Annotated in this window: 14 protein-coding genes; 5 read left to right on the top strand and 9 right to left on the bottom strand. The window is 70.5% G+C overall.

Features of this window, described 5'->3' with window-relative positions; all coding sequences use genetic code 11:
* Positions 1–14: 14 nt before the first annotated feature.
* Positions 15–1262, bottom strand: coding sequence for a UDP-N-acetyl-D-mannosamine dehydrogenase (gene wecC / locus ABT295_RS18655; protein ID WP_352395892.1), 1248 nt, complete (start codon positions 1260–1262; stop codon positions 15–17).
* A 210-nt stretch (positions 1263–1472) separates the two neighbouring features.
* Between wecC and ABT295_RS18650 the strand changes: the two genes are divergently transcribed.
* Positions 1473–2501, top strand: a complete 1029-nt coding sequence (locus ABT295_RS18650) for a glycosyl transferase family 90 (RefSeq protein ID WP_352395891.1) — start codon at positions 1473–1475, stop codon at positions 2499–2501.
* Positions 2502–2521: 20 nt separating this feature from the next.
* Here ABT295_RS18650 and ABT295_RS18645 read toward each other — a convergent pair whose 3' ends face one another.
* The 6 genes from ABT295_RS18645 to ABT295_RS18620 form a co-directional block, all read right to left on the bottom strand.
* Positions 2522–3388, bottom strand: coding sequence for an accessory Sec system protein Asp2 (locus ABT295_RS18645; RefSeq protein ID WP_352395890.1), 867 nt, complete (start codon positions 3386–3388; stop codon positions 2522–2524).
* The gene (locus ABT295_RS18640; RefSeq protein WP_352395889.1) at positions 3385–4047 is read right to left on the bottom strand and encodes a hypothetical protein; all 663 of its coding nucleotides are present in this window, start codon (positions 4045–4047) and stop codon (positions 3385–3387) included. The genes ABT295_RS18645 and ABT295_RS18640 overlap by 4 nt, the downstream gene beginning before the upstream one ends.
* Positions 4044–6215, bottom strand: coding sequence for a glycosyltransferase (locus ABT295_RS18635; RefSeq protein ID WP_352395888.1), 2172 nt, complete (start codon positions 6213–6215; stop codon positions 4044–4046). The genes ABT295_RS18640 and ABT295_RS18635 overlap by 4 nt, the downstream gene beginning before the upstream one ends.
* On the bottom strand, positions 6208–6618 hold the full coding sequence (locus tag ABT295_RS18630) for a hypothetical protein (protein WP_352395887.1): 411 nt from the start codon (positions 6616–6618) through the stop codon (positions 6208–6210). The genes ABT295_RS18635 and ABT295_RS18630 overlap by 8 nt, the downstream gene beginning before the upstream one ends.
* An 11-nt stretch (positions 6619–6629) precedes the next feature.
* Entirely contained in the window at positions 6630–7397 is a 768-nt protein-coding gene (locus ABT295_RS18625) for a class I SAM-dependent methyltransferase (protein ID WP_352395886.1), read from the bottom strand.
* A gap of 93 nt (positions 7398–7490) precedes the next feature.
* On the bottom strand, positions 7491–9380 hold the full coding sequence (locus tag ABT295_RS18620) for a glycosyltransferase family protein (protein WP_352395885.1): 1890 nt from the start codon (positions 9378–9380) through the stop codon (positions 7491–7493).
* Positions 9381–9511: 131 nt separating this feature from the next.
* Between ABT295_RS18620 and ABT295_RS18615 the strand changes: the two genes are divergently transcribed.
* Positions 9512–10354: an SGNH/GDSL hydrolase family protein gene (locus tag ABT295_RS18615; protein WP_352395884.1), complete on the top strand. Its 843-nt coding sequence runs from the start codon at positions 9512–9514 to the stop codon at positions 10352–10354.
* 91 nt (positions 10355–10445) lie between these two features.
* Positions 10446–11261, top strand: coding sequence for an aquaporin Z (gene aqpZ, locus ABT295_RS18610; RefSeq protein WP_352395883.1), 816 nt, complete (start codon positions 10446–10448; stop codon positions 11259–11261).
* A gap of 53 nt (positions 11262–11314) precedes the next feature.
* Here the strand turns inward: aqpZ and ABT295_RS18605 are convergent, their stop codons facing one another.
* Both ABT295_RS18605 and ABT295_RS18600 read right to left on the bottom strand, forming a co-directional pair.
* Positions 11315–12661, bottom strand: coding sequence for a DUF1501 domain-containing protein (locus ABT295_RS18605; protein WP_352395882.1), 1347 nt, complete (start codon positions 12659–12661; stop codon positions 11315–11317).
* Positions 12662–12668: 7 nt separating this feature from the next.
* Positions 12669–14306, bottom strand: a complete 1638-nt coding sequence (locus tag ABT295_RS18600) for a DUF1800 domain-containing protein (RefSeq protein WP_352395881.1) — start codon at positions 14304–14306, stop codon at positions 12669–12671.
* Positions 14307–14492: 186 nt separating this feature from the next.
* On the opposite strand from ABT295_RS18600, the gene ABT295_RS18595 reads away from it, so the two are divergent.
* The gene (locus tag ABT295_RS18595; RefSeq protein ID WP_352395880.1) at positions 14493–15143 is read left to right on the top strand and encodes a SatD family protein; all 651 of its coding nucleotides are present in this window, start codon (positions 14493–14495) and stop codon (positions 15141–15143) included.
* The gene (locus ABT295_RS18590) at positions 15140–15979 is read left to right on the top strand and encodes a hypothetical protein (protein ID WP_352395879.1); all 840 of its coding nucleotides are present in this window, start codon (positions 15140–15142) and stop codon (positions 15977–15979) included. The genes ABT295_RS18595 and ABT295_RS18590 overlap by 4 nt, the downstream gene beginning before the upstream one ends.
* Positions 15980–15993 lie beyond the last annotated feature (14 nt).

The raw sequence follows: 15993 nt of genomic DNA, 5'->3' as shown, positions 1-15993 counted from the left end.
GACGGGCGACGCCGTCAGCGCCAGACGCCCCTGGTGTCGATGACCGACTTCTCGGCGAGCACCGACCGGTCGAGGTTCTTGAACTCCTTGTGGTCGACGAGGAGCACGACGATGTCAGCCTGCGCGATCCCGGCGGCGGTCTCGACGAGCGTCACGTTCTCGAGCGCGGCGAGTGCCCGCGGCAGCTCGTCGACGTTGGGCTCGATGGCGAGGATGCGGGCATCCGGGTGGCGCTGCGCGAGCTGCTGGGTGATGCTGAGCGCCGGCGACTCGCGCAGGTCGTCGATGTCGGGCTTGAACGCGAGACCCAGAGCCGCGATGACGGGCTCCTTGAGCCGGGCTGCGAGGTCGGCCACCTTGCCGAGCACGACCTCGGGCTTGTGGTCGTTGACCTCGCGCGCCGTGCGGATGAGGCGGGCGTCCTCGGGCACGGCGCTGACGATGAACCACGGGTCGACGGCGATGCAGTGGCCGCCCACGCCCGGGCCAGGCTGGAGGATGTTGACGCGCGGGTGCTTGTTCGCGAGCTCGATGAGCTCGAAGACATCGATGCCGAGGCGGTCGGCGATGATCGACAGCTCGTTCGCGAAGGCGATGTTGACGTCGCGGAAACTGTTCTCGGTCAGCTTGGCCATCTCGGCCGTCGTCGCGTCGGTCAGGTGCAGCTCGGCGTCGCAGAAGATCTGGTAGAGGTCGCGGGCGCGCTCGGCGGCCTCGCGCGTCAGGCCGCCGATGATGCGGTCGTTCGTGACGAGCTCGATCATGACGCGTCCAGGGAGCACCCGCTCGGGGCAGTGCGCGAACTGGACGACCGGCCGGCCCTCCGAGCCGTCGAGGGAGAGGTCGGGCCGCGCCTCGAAGACGCGGGCCGCCATGTGCTCGGTCGCGCCGGGGGGCGAGGTCGACTCGAGGATGAGCAGCTCGCCGCCCTCGAGCTGCGGGATGATCGCGTCGGTCGCGGCGTCGATGTAGCTGAGGTCGGCCTCGTAGCCGTCCTTGAACGGCGTCGGGACGGCGACGATGTAGGTGCTCGCCTTGGGCGTGTCCTTCTGGGCCGACAGCATGCCCTGGCTCACCGCGCCGGCGACGTGCGTCGCGAGGTCGGGCTCGACGAACGGGACCTCACCGCGGTTGACCGCGTCGACGTGGCGGTCGCTGACGTCGACGCCGATGACCTTGACGCCGTTCGTGGCGAGGATCGCTGCCGTGGGAAGGCCGATGTAGCCCAGCCCGATCACTGCCACCGTCTGTGTGCCACCCACTGGGCACTTCCTTCCGTCGTTCCTCGAAACCGTCCTGCAGGGCGTTGGCCCGCAGAACATCGCGGGGCGAATCTACCGGACTTGGGACACCGACTGCCGTGATGCTCGGCTCTGGCCCGGCGCTCGACCCCGCGTCTCACGCTCTCCACGCACACGCGGCTAGGCTCGCGACGCACTCCACACCGACTCACGTTCACCGAGAGGACGCCCGTGAGCCTCGCAGACTTCATGCTGCCCGACGTCGTTCCCCCGTCGTCGTCCCTGACGGATCTTGCCGGCAAGGCGCCTTCCACCGGCATGTTCCACGGGTTCGACCCCGTGAGTGCGGTCGGCCTCAGGGGCGGCGAGCTTCTTCCGGCCGGATCCCCGGAGGACGTCTTCGACCGCGACGCTTACAAGGGACATCGCAACGCCAACTTCGTGGAGTCCCTGCATGGGCGTCCCACCGCTCCCATCTTCTGGGACATGGAGGATGCCCGAGCCATGGACGCCGACGTCCACTTCGGTCGGCCGCTCAATGTCTTCCAGTACAACCGGCGGGTCGGCAGTCGCAACGCCGTCCTTTGGCGCCTGCGCGCCTACTTCGAGCCGTCCCGGAACGTCGGACACCCCGGCGTCATCGTGGACGACGCCACTCCCTTCCTGCAGAAGCAGGCCCGCGTCTTCTGGCGTGGCGCGATGGTGGGAAGCAGGTGGCTCGATCCCCACCATCGCAGCGGTCCGCTGCTGCTCCGCTCAGTGGACGAGTTCCGGACGTCCGCGAAGTTCTACTCGCGACTGCGAGCAGTCCTGATGTCGAACACGTCGGACAACCTCGACCTGAAGCTGACCGGAAGCGTCCTGGACGCTAGACCGTGGGTGGCCGATCTCGATGTGAGGGGCGAGCACGCCACGCCGGAGGAACAGATCCAGCACCGATACATCCTCTGCCCCAACGGGAACGACGTGGCATCAAGCCTTTACTGGGTGCTGCAGACGAACAGCCTTGCTTTGCGCGAGGACTGTGCCTACGAGGTGGTCCCCGACTACTTCCTGAAGCCGTGGGTGCACTACGTGCCGGTGGCTCGAGGCCTGGCGGACCTCGAGGAGAAGTTCGCATACTGCGAGGCTCACCCGGACGAATGTCTGCGCATCATCGACAACGCCCATGAGGCGTACGCCCGTATGACGGACCGCAACGTCTGGCTCCAGGCCGAGCTCGAGGTCCTGTCTCGACTCGGCTTCACGGAACTGTCCTGAGCCCGGCCGTCGCGACGGGATCAGCCGTCGGCCCCGCCGGCTTTGATCTCCGAGTAGTCGAAGGGCTCGCCCGCACCGTTCGACGTCAGCCCGAACCGGGGAGCTATGCCCTCCGACAGCGCGTAGATGATCGAGAGGATGAGGGGGACGTTGTAGTGGGTCACCTCGCCGTGGTGGGTGACCTGTGACGACTTTGTCATGATCATGTTGAAGTTCTCGTACTTCATCAGCTCGGGGACGAAAGGTTTGAGGTGGAAGCCGAACTGCGAATCGTCGACGGAGCTGAAGAGGTAGATGTTCTTGGCGAGATCGGCGTCGAGACGTACCGCTTCGGGGATGAGGCCGTTGAGCTCGACGCAGTCCTCGACAGATCCTGATGCCGTCATGTGCGCATAGATCTTGGGGTAGGTGTCCCTGGCGAAGCTGCCCACCTTGATCTGCGGGACCGAGGCCACGATGTTGGCATAGCCGTACTTGGTGCCGTAGTAGAGCGCGGCAGAAGCACCCTTCGAGAAGCCCATCAGCGTGCAGTCCCTCGCCGTCAGCCCCAGACGGCTGAGCTGTGTCCGGATCAGCTCGTCCACGCCATCGGCGAGACCGCGCTCGCCCGCGTGGCTCATGTAGTACGCGTTCTCGCCACCGAAGTCGTCGGCGATCCACAACATCGCGGCCTTGCATCCGGCCGCGGCCCTGCCGTCGAAGTCGTAGTCGCCATCGGTCTTGATCCCGGTGAAGACCACGATGAGGTGTCGGCGGTCACCACTGGCTGCCCGGAATTTGTACCGGATGTCGTAGCCGTGCGAGGTGTGAACGCCCTCGCCGTCCGCAGCCGGGCCTGGCGACCCGTCGACCCGCGCCTCCGGGCCCAGTCGATCAGTCGTGCTCATGCCGCGGTCGGATCCTCCTGCGACGTCAGCCCCAGACGGCATGCCGCGAGAATGTTCTGGATCTTCTGCGAAGCCGCGGACCCGAGGTCGACAGTGTGCGGCAGGGCGATCGAGTCGACCTGCAGACTCTCGGAGAAGAGCACCGCCACCGCCAGGTCACCGAGAAAGTGGCCGATGTCGGTCACGTCATCCGTCGCCGCGTGGAGGTAGGCGTTACTGGCGATGATCAGCTCGTCCATCGACGCCAGCTGGCCCGCGTAGGCGTCGGCCCGTCGGATGTCGAGTTTGAACTGGCGGGGGCGCCCCCATTCGTTGTCGGGACGAAACTCGGGCGGCGCGCCAAGCACGAAGGTCGAGGCTCCGACAGGCAGCGCCGCCGGCTCGAACACGACCGGGCTGACCACGGTCCACGAGCCCGCGCAGTAGTCCTGGATGGCCTGTGCGAGAGCGGGTGCGACCGGCCGAGGAAGGACGACGCTGCCGCTGCTGAACCGGCCGAAGGCGAGCGCCGCGGCCGCTCCCATCCGCTCGGCCGTCAACAGCCGCGGCGCACCATCGAAGAGCAGCTTGCTGATGGGGGGGACGGCGTCGTACTGCTCCACGACGGCAGCGAGGCCACTCCGTCCGGTGTCGTCCGTCGGCTGCCAGATGATCTTCACTTGTCGTCCTTTGCGGTCCGCGCCAGCATTGCGACTGCCTCATCCTGCCCCAGATGCTCTGCAGGCACTCCCACTCCGACGTACGCGACGTCGCTCCTGCGAGCGAGTCGGCTGCGGAGCTGACCGAGCTGATCGAGCGGGAGCCCTGACACCAGGTGAAGGACGTTGCTGCTGGAGCCGTCGGTCACGAGGCGGCTGAGGGGCTGGGCGCCGTCAGAAAGGACGACTTCGCCGAGGTCGAAGGAGTCATCGGTGGTCACGACGAGAAGGTAGGGCTGGTCCGCCCGCTGGTTGTCGGCGTGCAGCTTCGACGCCAGGCCGCGCATCATGCTGCCTGCGCCTGCCGCGGGCTCGACGTCCGCGCGACCGTTCGACGGATCCGGGCCGGTGCTCTGGATGAGCAGCTCGAAGTCAAGCCCTGCAGCGCGAAGTCCGGCGAGATCGGCCAGCGATACGTTGCTGCACTGAGCCGTCTCGACCTCCACCTCGCCGTTGGCCGTCTCGACCCGAACGTAGCGGCTTGCGTTCCGAACCAGCCACGCCCGCTGCTCGACGATGCGGGGGCTCTTGGGGTCGACCGTCACGCTCGCCGAGCGGCGGACGAGGTGGTCGGGGAAGTACTGCCCGACCAGACCCAGCACGTCCTTTGAGCCGCGCACGGTGGGCGACTTGACCTCCTTCTGCGCCGCACGCAGACGGTCCATGTTCGCGGCGGACATCGGGACGCGAGCCATGAAGGACGTGAGGACCGCGGACGTCTTCTGCACGGAGGAATCCGTCTCGGTGATCTGCCTCGGATGCAGTCGTCGCAGGGTGTGGAACTCTCCCGTGTGCAGGAAGTCGGCGCCAGAACGGAGCAGCCGCAGGCCGAGGTTGTAGTCGGAACCGGAGCGAAGCGATTCGTTGTACCGGACCCGACGCAGCAGTTCGGTCTCGACCATCAGCGTGGGGTGCAGGTACACCTTGCCGGAAAAGAGCAGCGCTCCCATGTTCAACCGCTTGCCGTAGAGCGGGTTGATGGTTCCCGTCTCGTTGTTGAAGTCGACCCAACCGCCGTAGGACCCGCTCACGTCGGCCGTCAGGGTCTCGAGGTGCCGCTGCAGCCGCCACGGCAGCATGATGTCGTCGTCGTCGTGGATGGCGGTGTAGCGCCCACGGCTCCGGTCCGCCGCGAAGTTCCGGGCTGCAGCCAGACCGGCATTTTCCTTGTAGAAATAGCGGATTCGCTCGTCGTCGAAGCTCTCGACGACCGCACGCGTGTCGTCGGTGGAGCCATCGTCGACGATGATCAGCTCGAAGTCAGGCATCGTCTGGGCGAGCACCGAGTTGATGGCGTCGGGCAGGTACTCGCAGCGGTTGAACGTGGAGATGACGACACTGACAGGGAGCTGTCGATCGGCTGGGGCATGCCGCCACGACGTCGTGTTGCGGATGAAGGACGGGTCGCTGACGTGAATCTTCGTGTTGAGGTCGATGGCGCTGGCGCCCTGCTCGGTGCTCACGGCGATCTTCCGCGTCGGCGGGTGCCACATGTGGTACATCCGGACCCGAGGGTCCTCGATCCACTCGATGCGACGTCCCGAGCGCCGGAGCCTGTTGGCGAAGTCGATGTCCTCTCCGCCGTAGATCTCCATGCGCTCGTCCAGACCACGAATGTGGAGGTAAGCCGCTCGCGAGCAGGCCATCATCCCACCCATGCCCCACCGGGGGCGCAGTCGCGAGCTGCGCTCGAGCGTCGCCCAGTCGATGTCCGTCCCGATGAGGTCCTCGGGAGCGAAGCCCTCGGGCAGATCGCGGCACTGCAGGACGATGGCTTGGGCCTCGTCCTCGAGAATCCTGCGGGCGACGACTTCGAGCGAGCCGGGCGTGAAGACCATGTCGGCGTCCGTGGAGATCAGGACACGCCCCTGCGCCACGGCGAAACCGGCGTTCAGGGCCCGAGAGCGGGACCAGATGCCATTCGTCTCCGTGTACACGTAGCGCCCACCGAGGCTCGCGACGAGGGCCTCGAACTCCTCACGACCCGGCTCGACGGAACCGTAGTCGGAGACGATCACCTCTCCGTTAAGCTCCCCGAACGCCTTCGAGATCGAGCGGACGGCCATCGCGACCCTGTCACGACCCCAGTCCTTGAAACCGATGACTACCGAGACGTCGACATCAGACATGGTTCTCACCTTCCTGACGGCTGACAGCCTCGAAGATCGTGGTGCCTCCGGCCGGGTCCGGCGTCGCGAGCCACACAGACCCGACGACCTCTTCGACAGGTGCGGACCCGCGTGCCCAGGCGAGCGGCTGCACCTCCAGATGGGTGACTTCGCGCCCCACTGTCAGCAGCGGCAGCTTGGCCATCCCGGGCTCGCTGCGGCGAGGGAGGTAGCAGAACTTCGTCTGCAGGTGCTTGGAGTAGTGCCACCCCGGCGAATCGAGATCGACGACGCGGTCCCCAGCCATCGCTCGGAGACCGACCACGTACTGACGGTCCGCGTCAACGGGCGTGAGCACGTCGAGGTACACACGGGCCGTGGTCACCCCGTATGGAACACCGAAGTTCAACTCGTAGGTGGACATCGTCGCCTTCGTTAGAGGGATTGAGGAGGGGTCTGATTGCGCTGGGCAGCATCGAAGCGCAGCACCACCGAGCGACCGAGGCGTTCGATGTGAGAAAGGGTGCTGCCGTCAGACGCGGCTGCTGCCGTCCAGTTCTCGAGGATCTGCTGCTCCCCGGGCCGATCCACGTCGTCGAGGACCACCAGCGCACCGTCACGCAGCTTGCTCCGCAGCATAACGAAGGCCGGGTCACGCGCCAAAGGCTCGGAGGTGGCGGGTGGCCCGTCGACGAAGAGCAGTCCGACAGAGCTGTCCGGGACTTCTAGCGACGCCAGGTCGTACCAGACGCGGCTCTCACCGCGGATCTCCTGGGTGGCGAGCGGCGTGTGCAAGACCGAGACGTAGCTTTGCAGCCCCTGCTGCTCAACACCACGACGCGTCTTGTTCGCGTAGTCGTCATCGTGGTCCAGACTGACGAGGGCGCCTTCTCCCCGCCGTCGCAGCGCCAGGCCCAGCCAGACCGTGGACACACCACCACCCAGCTCTAGAACCAGACCCTCGATCCGGGACTCGAGGATCTGCGCCACGAGCCAGGCGATGGTCTTGTACTGCGCCGCCCACCCGCCGGCGGGAGGGATGTACGCCGCTGGCGTCAGCTGTGACCGGAGGTAGTGGACGGCGTCCACCTCTCCCGCCACGTCCACCGGAATCGCGTGAGCATAGGTGTCGAGCCTCGAGAGTCGTCCGATGATCGAGGTCATGCCGCTCGTGAGGGCGTCGATCTTCTGGTCTGACGTCACGATGTCGCGCTCCTAGGGGTCATGGCGAGGATAGTCAGCAAATTGTCGGAAAAGCACCCGGGACCAATCACACGCCTGCCGGCGCTGCCGTCCTCAGATCATGACGTGGGCGGTGGTGCGGCCGTACGCGTGCACCCTGGCGTTGGCGAGCAGCTCGGCCGCGCTGGCCTCCCACGTGTGGTGGGCGGCGCCGTAACGCATCTGCACGAAGTTGAACCGGTCGCTCGAGTAGATCGACAGCCCGTCCGTCGCCACCTGACGCAGGAAGTCGGTGTCCTCCCCCCGGCCGAGGTCACCGAAGGGGTGCGCGAGCGCCACCTCGCGCGAGGTCACGATGGTCGGGCCCATCACGAAGTCGGTGAACTTGTGCTCCCGCTCGGGGAAGCGCACGAGCGTCACGTCCTGCGCCTCGAGGTACATGTGGTGCGCCTGCTTGCCGACGAGCGCGGCGCCGGAGTAGTCGAGCGCGTGCAGCTGGTCGGAGAGGTAGTGCGGCCCGTAGAGGTCATCGTCGTCCATCTTGGCGACGACCTCCCCGGACGCCGCCGCGACGAGCTGGTTGAGGCAGGCGCCCAGCGACTGCGTCGACGGCGCGTGCAGCATCTGCACGTTCTCGAGCCCCAGCTCACGCGCCCGCTCGACGACGGCCGCGTCGACCTCGAAGCCGTGGCCGAGCAGCAGCAGCTCGACGTCGACGCCCTGCTGGGCCGCCACGGTCTCGACGACGTGCGTCATCTGCTGGGGTCGGTTCGACGACACGAGGGCGCTCACGGTCGGACGCCGGCGCACCTTCGCCCCGAGGCCCGCGGCCTCGAGCACCTCGTCGACGCGCCGCTCGTAGGTGTGCTCGGTCCAGATCCGCCGCTGCGCGACGTGCACGAGGTGGTCGCGCAGCTCCGGGCTGTTGACGAGCGCCCGCAGCGTCCACTCCGCCTCCTGCGGTGCGTCGACCTGCAGCACCTCGTCGGCGGCGAAGAAGTTCTCGATGGCGGGGCTCGCCGTCGACACCACGGGGGTCCCGCACGCCGTGATCTCGAAGATGCGCCGCGCGCACATGCTCGGGCTGTCGACGATCGAGTTGACGTTGAGGAACACCTTGTAGAGCCGGTATGCCGTCAGCATCTGCGCGTAGTCGAGCGAGCCAACGACGCGCGAGCCGAGCGGCTCCGGGAACTGGTAGTTCGCGTCACCGCCCAGGTAGCGCGAGAAGATCTCGAGGCCGACCGGCATCCGGGAGCTGACCTCGGCGGCCGCGCCGAGCAGCAGGTCCATCTGCGCGCGGCGCTCGGGGTACTTGTGCGCGAAGTACATCCCGGCGAACGCGACGTCGCGCGACTGGTGCCCCGTGCCGGGCCGCACCGGGTTGTGGATCGCCGGCTGGGCCGCGAACGCCATGACGCCGACGCGGTCGTGGCCGAGGTCGCGCCGGTAGTCCTCGAGCCGCTTCGAGTCGGTGGTGCGCACGTGGTCGAAGAGCTTCGCGGTGTCGAGGAACTCGGCGTAGTGCACCGGGTCCTCCTTGTTCCAGAACACCGTCGGTATGCCGTTCTCCCGGCACCACGCGACGAGCTCGACGAGCGCGGGGCGAGGAGCCGACGTGCCCGTCAGCGCGTACTGCCAGGCGTCGCGGTTGCCGTGCCACGCCGACTCGACGAAGAGCAGGTCGAGCGGCGCCTCCGCGACCTGTTCGCGCCAGCGAGAGGGCACGAGCTCCACCTGCTGCCACTCGTAGCCCAGGGCCAGGCGCGAGAAGTCGTCGAGGATGACCCCGACGCGCAGCTGCGGGCGCCGGGGCGCCCGCTCGGGCATCGGCCACGCGGCGACGTCGAGCGAGCCGTCGGCCCGGCGCGCCATCCCCGCCGACGGCTGGTGCCCCGCGATCGACCGGCGACGCCGCCACGTGCGCAGCTGCGTGATCCCGCCCCGCCGCAGGTGCCAGAGCGCCGTCCGGAGGTCGCTCGGGCGGCGTCGGTCAACAGGCATGAGCACCTCGGGTGGTGGGAGCGGGGGCGCGGCGCGCTCGGGCGGAACGGCCTCGCCCGTCGCGCGACCAACGTAGCCGACCCGGCGGGCGCCTCCGGGCACCCGCGCCCGACCTGGGGCAGAATGACGCAATGCGCAGGAGCCGCGGGCGGGACCTCGCCCTGGGAGTGGCGGCCGTGCTGGCGAACGTGCTGCTCGTGCTCGGCGTCGTCGCCCTCGCGACCGGCCGCTTCAGCCAGTCGAGCGGCACTCCCCCGACCGCGACGACGAGCCGGCCGGCCACGACCGCACCGACCACGCCGAGCCCGTCGCCCAGCACCCCGACGTCGACGACACCCACGGCGCCGACGATCTCCACCCTGCTCGGCTCGGGCCGTGACGCGACCCTCGTCGTGCTCGGCGACGGCACCGGCGACGAGGCGGGCGAGTGGGTCAGCGCCTTCGCCGAGCAGGCCGGCGACACCCACCGGGTGACCCTGCGCGGCCTGGACCCCAACGACCCGACGCAGTACGCCTCCAAGGAGAAGGTCGGCTCCGCCGGCCCCGCCCTGACGATCTGGAACGGCTCGCGCACCGGCGCCACGGCCGACTACCCGGCCAAGCGGCTCGAGTTCCTCGGGCCGCGCACCCCAGACGCCGTGCTGCTCAGCTTCGGCCGCGACGACACGGCATCCGGCATCACCGCCGGGCTCGAGTCGACGTACCGCGCCGTGACGGCCCGCTGGCCGGGAGCCGCCGTCGGCGTCGTGCTGCAGGGCCAGGACCGCGACGACGCCATCGGCCCCGTGCGCACCGCCACCCGCGACTGGGCTGACTCCCACGGGCTCCCCACCATCGACGTCGCCGCCGCCTTCTCCGCAGCGGGCGACCCCAACGCCTTCGTCTCGGTCGTCGACCCGCCGAGCACCAACGCCAAGGGCGGCCGCCTCTGGGCCCGCACCGTGCTCACGGCCCTCGGCGGCGTCGCCCCCTGACACGCAGACGGTCCACTACGCTGCGAGCACCGGGAGCCGCCCGGGTGGATCGCGACGCTCGTCCCGCTGGAGGACCCCGGGGAGGACCCCGGTGTACACGCCCAAGCTGAGCTCACGTCTCGCCGTGGAGGCCCTCGGCACCTTCTGGCTCGTCTTCATCGGCTGCGGTTCGGCGGTCTTCAACGCGAAGTTCGTCGTGCGGGCCCTCTCGGACGCCGCGCCCCTCGACCTCGGCATCGGCCACCTCGGCGTCGCCATCGCCTTCGGGCTCGCGGTGACGACGATGGCGTATGCCGTCGGCCACGTCTCGGGGGCCCACTTCAACCCCGCCGTCACCATCGGCATCGCGGTGGCCAAGCGCTTCGAGTGGCGCGAGGTGCCGGCGTACGTCGCGGCGCAGCTCGTCGGTGGGCTGCTCGCCGGCGGCGCGCTCGCCGGGCTCGTGGCGTCCCGTGGGCTCACGGCGACGGGCAACCTCGCCGCGAACGGCTACGGCGCGCTCTCCCCCGGTGGCTTCGGCCTCGGGGCCGTGCTCGTCGTCGAGGCCCTCGTGACCGCGTTCTTCGTCTACATCATCCTCGGCGCGACGAAGGACGACGCCCCGAAGGGCTTCGCGCCCTTGGCGATCGGCTTCGGGCTGCTGCTCGCCCACCTCGTCGCGATCCCGATCAGCAACGCCTCGATCAACCCGGCCCGCTCCACCGCCGTCGCCTTCTTCAACGGCAACGGCGCCGTCGGCCAGCTCTGGGTCTTCTGGGTCGCGCCGATCGTCGGTGGGCTCATCGCCGGCACGACGTACGCGTGGATCACCGGCGAGCGCCGGGAGGACATGGACATCAGCGGGTCGACCGACACGGTGACCAACGCGGCGGTCGACGCCGAGGGCCGGCCCGTCCTCGACGACTGAGCCGATCGTCGAGCGAGCCCGCTCGACGACGGCGCAGGGTTAATCCGGGCCGGTCAGGCCTTAGCGGTGAAGAGGCCGAGGCGGGCGCTGTCGAGCTGCGGGAAGACCGTCGAGGCAGAGATGCCGGCCCGTCGTTCGAGCGCCTCGGCGAGGACCGTGCGGTAGTCGGTAGTGCCGGCGAGGTCGCCGTTGTCGAGGGCGGCCGGGGCGAGCCCGGGCCAGCGGCCGTAGACCTTGCCGCCGCGCACCCCGCCGCCGAGCACGAGCGAGACGTTGCCGTGGCCGTGGTCGAGGCCGCCCGAGCCGTTCTGCGCCACGCGCCGGCCGAACTCGCTCAGGGTGACGAGGGTGACGTCCTGCATCTGTGCCCCGAGGTCACGGTGGAAGGCGGCGAGCGCCTGGCCCAGCTCGGTGAGCTGACGGAACATCCACCCGCCGTCGCTGCGCCCGAGGTCGGAGTGCATGTCCCAGTTGCCGACGTCGACCGTGGCCGCGCGCAGCCCCACGCGGGCCTTGATGAGCCGGGCGAGGTCGCGCAGCGCGTCACCGACGGCCCCCTGCGGGTAGGCCGCCCCGTTCGCCGGCGTGTAGCCGGCCGCCCGCAGCGGGTTCATCGTCGCGAGCGCGCCGAGCGTCGCGCGGGCGGGAGCGGCGAGCGTGGCAGGGGCGCCGGCATACAGCGCCGAGAGGGCCGTGGTCCAACGGTCCCGCTCCTGCGGGTCGTCGGCGCCGCCGAGGCTGAAGCTGTCGACGGTGCGGACCGCGACCTCGGGGTTGGGCCCGATCATCGAGGGCGGCGACGACGCCGCCCCCACCGCGGCGGACGAGAAGCTCGTGACCGGACCCGTGAGGCCGATCATCCGGTCGAGCCAGCCGGTGCGCAGCGTGCTCCCGGGAGCAGCGTTCTCCATCGCCGCCATCGCCTCGAAGTGCGAGCGGGTCGGGTTGACCTGCCCGACGGCGTGGACGGCGGCGAGGCCGCCCGCGTCCCAGATCGGCTTGAGCGGCGCGAGCGCCGGGTGCAGGCCGAACGTCGCGTCGAGCCTGATGGCCCGGGACGCAGGCACCGCGATGTCGGGGCGCGCCGCCGCGTATGCCGGGTCGCCCACCGGGGCGACCGCGGACAGTCCGTCGAAACCGCCGCGCAGGCTGAGCACGACGACGGTGTCACCCGTGTAGCCGGCGCCGGCGAAGGCCAGCTGCGTGGCGGCGCTCGGACCGGCCGTGCCGACGACCGTCCCGAGCGCGCCGAGCGCGGAGGCGCCCGCGAGCAGGGTGCGGCGCGAGACCTGGGCGGCGAGCGCCTGCCCGTCGGGGCACCCGCAGCCCGTCGGGGCGGTGGTGGCGGGAGCAGCGGAGGCGACGTCGGGGGTCGGGGTGCTCGTCAGGGCGCTCGTCATGGTGTCCTCAGCGGATCGCGAAGTTCGGGGAGTCGAGCAGGAGCGCGACGATCGACGGCAGGCGCCACGTCACGGCGGCCGAGCCGGCCCGCAGCGGGTCGGTCGGCGCGTGGTCGACGAAGCGGCAGATCGCCTCGCGCTGCGCGGCGGTCAGCGTGACGAAGAGGCGCGCGGCGAGCGCGTCGACGAGGGCGGCATACGTGCTCGGCAGCGGGGAGGGCACGAACGTCGTCACGGCCGGGCGCGCCATCGCCTTGAGGGTCCAGTTGCCGGCCAGGCCGAGGTGGAAGTTCCAGCGGTTGAGCGTGCTCGACGCGCCGTTCCACGCCGCCGCGACGTCGGGGTAGCCGTTCGGGGCGGGCCAGCCCATCGGTGCCTGGCCGAAGGAGCCGAGCGCCCAGAAGAGGTGGCGCAGGTTGCTGTCGCCCGACGTCGGCGCCGGCTCGGGCGTCAGGCCGAGCACGCGGCACGCGGCGAGGGCGTCCTCGTAGGGCGTGCGCACCTTCTGGCCCGCCGATGCGGCGAACTCCGGCGAGAGGAAGAGCGCGCGCAGCACGGGCGCGATGGCGGTGCCGTTGGCGAGGTAGACCTGGGCGAGCTTCGTGACGAGGGTCGCGGGCGGGGTGTCGGAGACGTAGCGGACGGCGAGCTTGCGGGCGATGCGGTTCGCCGTCGCGGGGTGCTGGGCGAGGTAGGTGAGGTAGCGGGTGGCGACCGCGACGCCGTCCTCGGCCACCGGGTTGGGGTCGCTCCAGCCGAGCACCTTGACGGGGCCGACGTAGCGGCGCTGCGGCTTGTAGGAGAAGAGGCCCGATTCGCTGTCGACGCTGAGCCCGGTCAGGGCGCGGGCCGACATCCGCACGTCGGTCTCGGTGTAGTTGCCGACCCCGACCGTGTGCAGCTCGAGCAGCTCGCGGCCGTAGTTCTCGTTCGGGGCACGCTTCGTGCTGTCGGCGTTGTCGAGGACCTTGAGCATCGCCGGGTGGCGGGACGCGGCGACGAGCATGTCGCTGTAGCGCCCGAGCGCGTGGCGCCGGACGACGTCGCGCTGGAAGAGGTGCGCGTTGTCCCAGACCTCGCTGCTCGGCACCGGCACGACGAGGTGGTTGGTCCAGAAGTCGACGGCCGTCTCGAGGAGCTGGCGGCGGGAGAAGAGGGCCCGAGCGAGGTGCGACTCGACGACCTCCATCATGACGGCCCAGCGGTCGGTGTCGAGCAGCCGCTCGCGCACCTGCCAGGTCTTCCAGCCGAGGCGGGTCCAGCGCTTCAGCAGGGCATCCATCGCGGTGTCGGGCACGGCCGTCAGCGGGGCGAGCTGGGCGTCGAGCCAGGCGGTGGTGCCGGTCTTGCGCACCTCGGCGACGAGGGCCGGCGTCGGGCCGAACGTGGCGCGGCGCAGCAGGTGCAGCACGGGGTCGGTCGTGGTCGTCGCGGCGGCGAACGCGGCAGCACCGAGGGCCGCACCGGGGGCCGCGGTGGTGGCGGCGGTGGTGGCGGCGAGAGCTGCGGTGGCGGGGGCTGCCGTGGCGCTGCCCGCGGTCGCGATGGCGACGGCGCCCAGGGCGGTGCCCGCACCGAGCCCGGACAGCACGCGCCGTCGCGCGGGGGCGGCGGCCGGCGGCGCGTCGGGGGTCGGAGCGGTCATGCGCACGACGGTAAGCAGCCGAACCCCCCGCTGACTCCGTTTTCGGACATTTCGGTGCAGAACTCCCCTCCCGGCGCTACGTCAGTGACCCGCGGGGCGACTCAGTGACGTAGGCGTCAGGGGTGGTGGTGCGACTGGCGCGAAGGTTTGAGCTTCAGATCGGCCTACTGAAGTTATGATCTTCATATGCCGTCACTGGAGCCCACTCCTTCACCCGTCGCCCTCATCGGAGACATCGTCGGTTCGCGCGCCGCCGCAGACCGGGCCGGACTGCACGCCCGCTTCCAGTCCGTCATCGAGGAGGTCACCGAGGCGGTGCCGGCGCTCGAGCCGCCGGTCATCACCCTCGGCGACGAGTTCCAGGCGGTCTACCCCTCCCTCGGCGACGCCCTGCGCGCCGCGTTCGTCGTCCGCGCCGGGCTCCACCCCGTGGCCGACGTGCGCTTCGGGCTCGGCCGGGGAGCGGTGACGACCCTCGACGCCGAGCGCGGGGTGCACGACGGCCCGGCCTACTGGGCGGCGCGCGACGCCATCGTGCTCGCCGAGGAGCGCGCGGGACGCCCGCAGACGCGGACCGCGCGAACGGCGTACCTCGCCCCCGACGAGCCCGCCGCTCTCGTGACGGCCGTGCAGGCCTCCCTCGACTGTCTGGACTTCATGGTTGGCTCGTTGTCGACCACCTCACGCGAGATCCTCGGAGGACTGATGCAGGGCGAAGCGCAGGCCGACGTCGCCGACCGGCTCGGCATCAGTGCGTCGGCCGTCTCGCAGCGGGTGCGGCGCGACGGCCTCGGCGTCGCGCTCGAGGCGCTGGCCCGGCTCGAGGAGCTCCCGTGACCTGGCTGTCGATCGTCCTCGTCGGCCTCGGCGTCGGCGACCTCGTGCGCTCGACGTCGTGGCGGCCGGGCCGGGCCGTCGCCCACGCGACGACGCCGGTCGTGATCCTGCTCGTCGCCCTCCTCGCCGGCATGCACACGTGGGCCGACGCCCTCGCCCTCACGCTCGCCGCCGTGGCCGGCGCGGCCTGGATCGAGCTGTCGCAGCGCACCCACGAGACGGGCCGCGGCGCGCTGCCGGCGCTGTCGGCCTTCGCCGTCGTCGTCGTCGGCCTGCTCGCGGCCTCCGGGGCCGCCAGCCCCGCCGGCGGCCCGCTCGCGACGTGGCTCGCCTGGGCCGACCTGCCCGGCACGGGCACCCCCTCCGCGTCGCGGGTGCTGCTCCTCACCGGGCTCGCCGCCTTCAACCTCGCCACCGCGAACCTCATCGTGCGGCTCGTGCTGCTCGCCATCGGTGCCCTGCGGCCCTCCGACGTCTCGGCGGCCGCAGCCGCGGCCGCAGCGGCCGCCGCAGCGGCCGGTGACCCGCCCTCGGGGACGGGCCAGCAACCCTCCGACCGGCTCAAGGGCGGCCGCCTCCTCGGGCCCATGGAGCGCCTCGTCATCGTCGGGCTCGGGCTGGCGGGCGAGTTCGGCGCGGCCGGGCTCGTCATCGCCGCCAAGGGTCTGCTCCGCTTCCCCGAGATCCAGGCGACCGCCCGCGGCCGCACGGCCACCGACCCGGCCGGCAGCTACCCGGGCGGCCCGGCCGGCATCGACGACGTGACGGAGTACTTCCTCGTGGGCAGCTTCGTCAGCTGGCTCATCGCGCTCGCCTCGCTCGCCCTCGCCGCCTGAGCCTCCGGCGCGCA

The organism is Terrabacter sp. NPDC000476 (genome assembly GCF_040300125.1).
In the GTDB taxonomy this organism is placed as follows: Bacteria; Actinomycetota; Actinomycetes; order Actinomycetales; family Dermatophilaceae; genus Terrabacter.
Note: the sequence above shows the minus strand (reverse complement) of the source record. Positions and strands in the feature narration are given on the sequence as shown.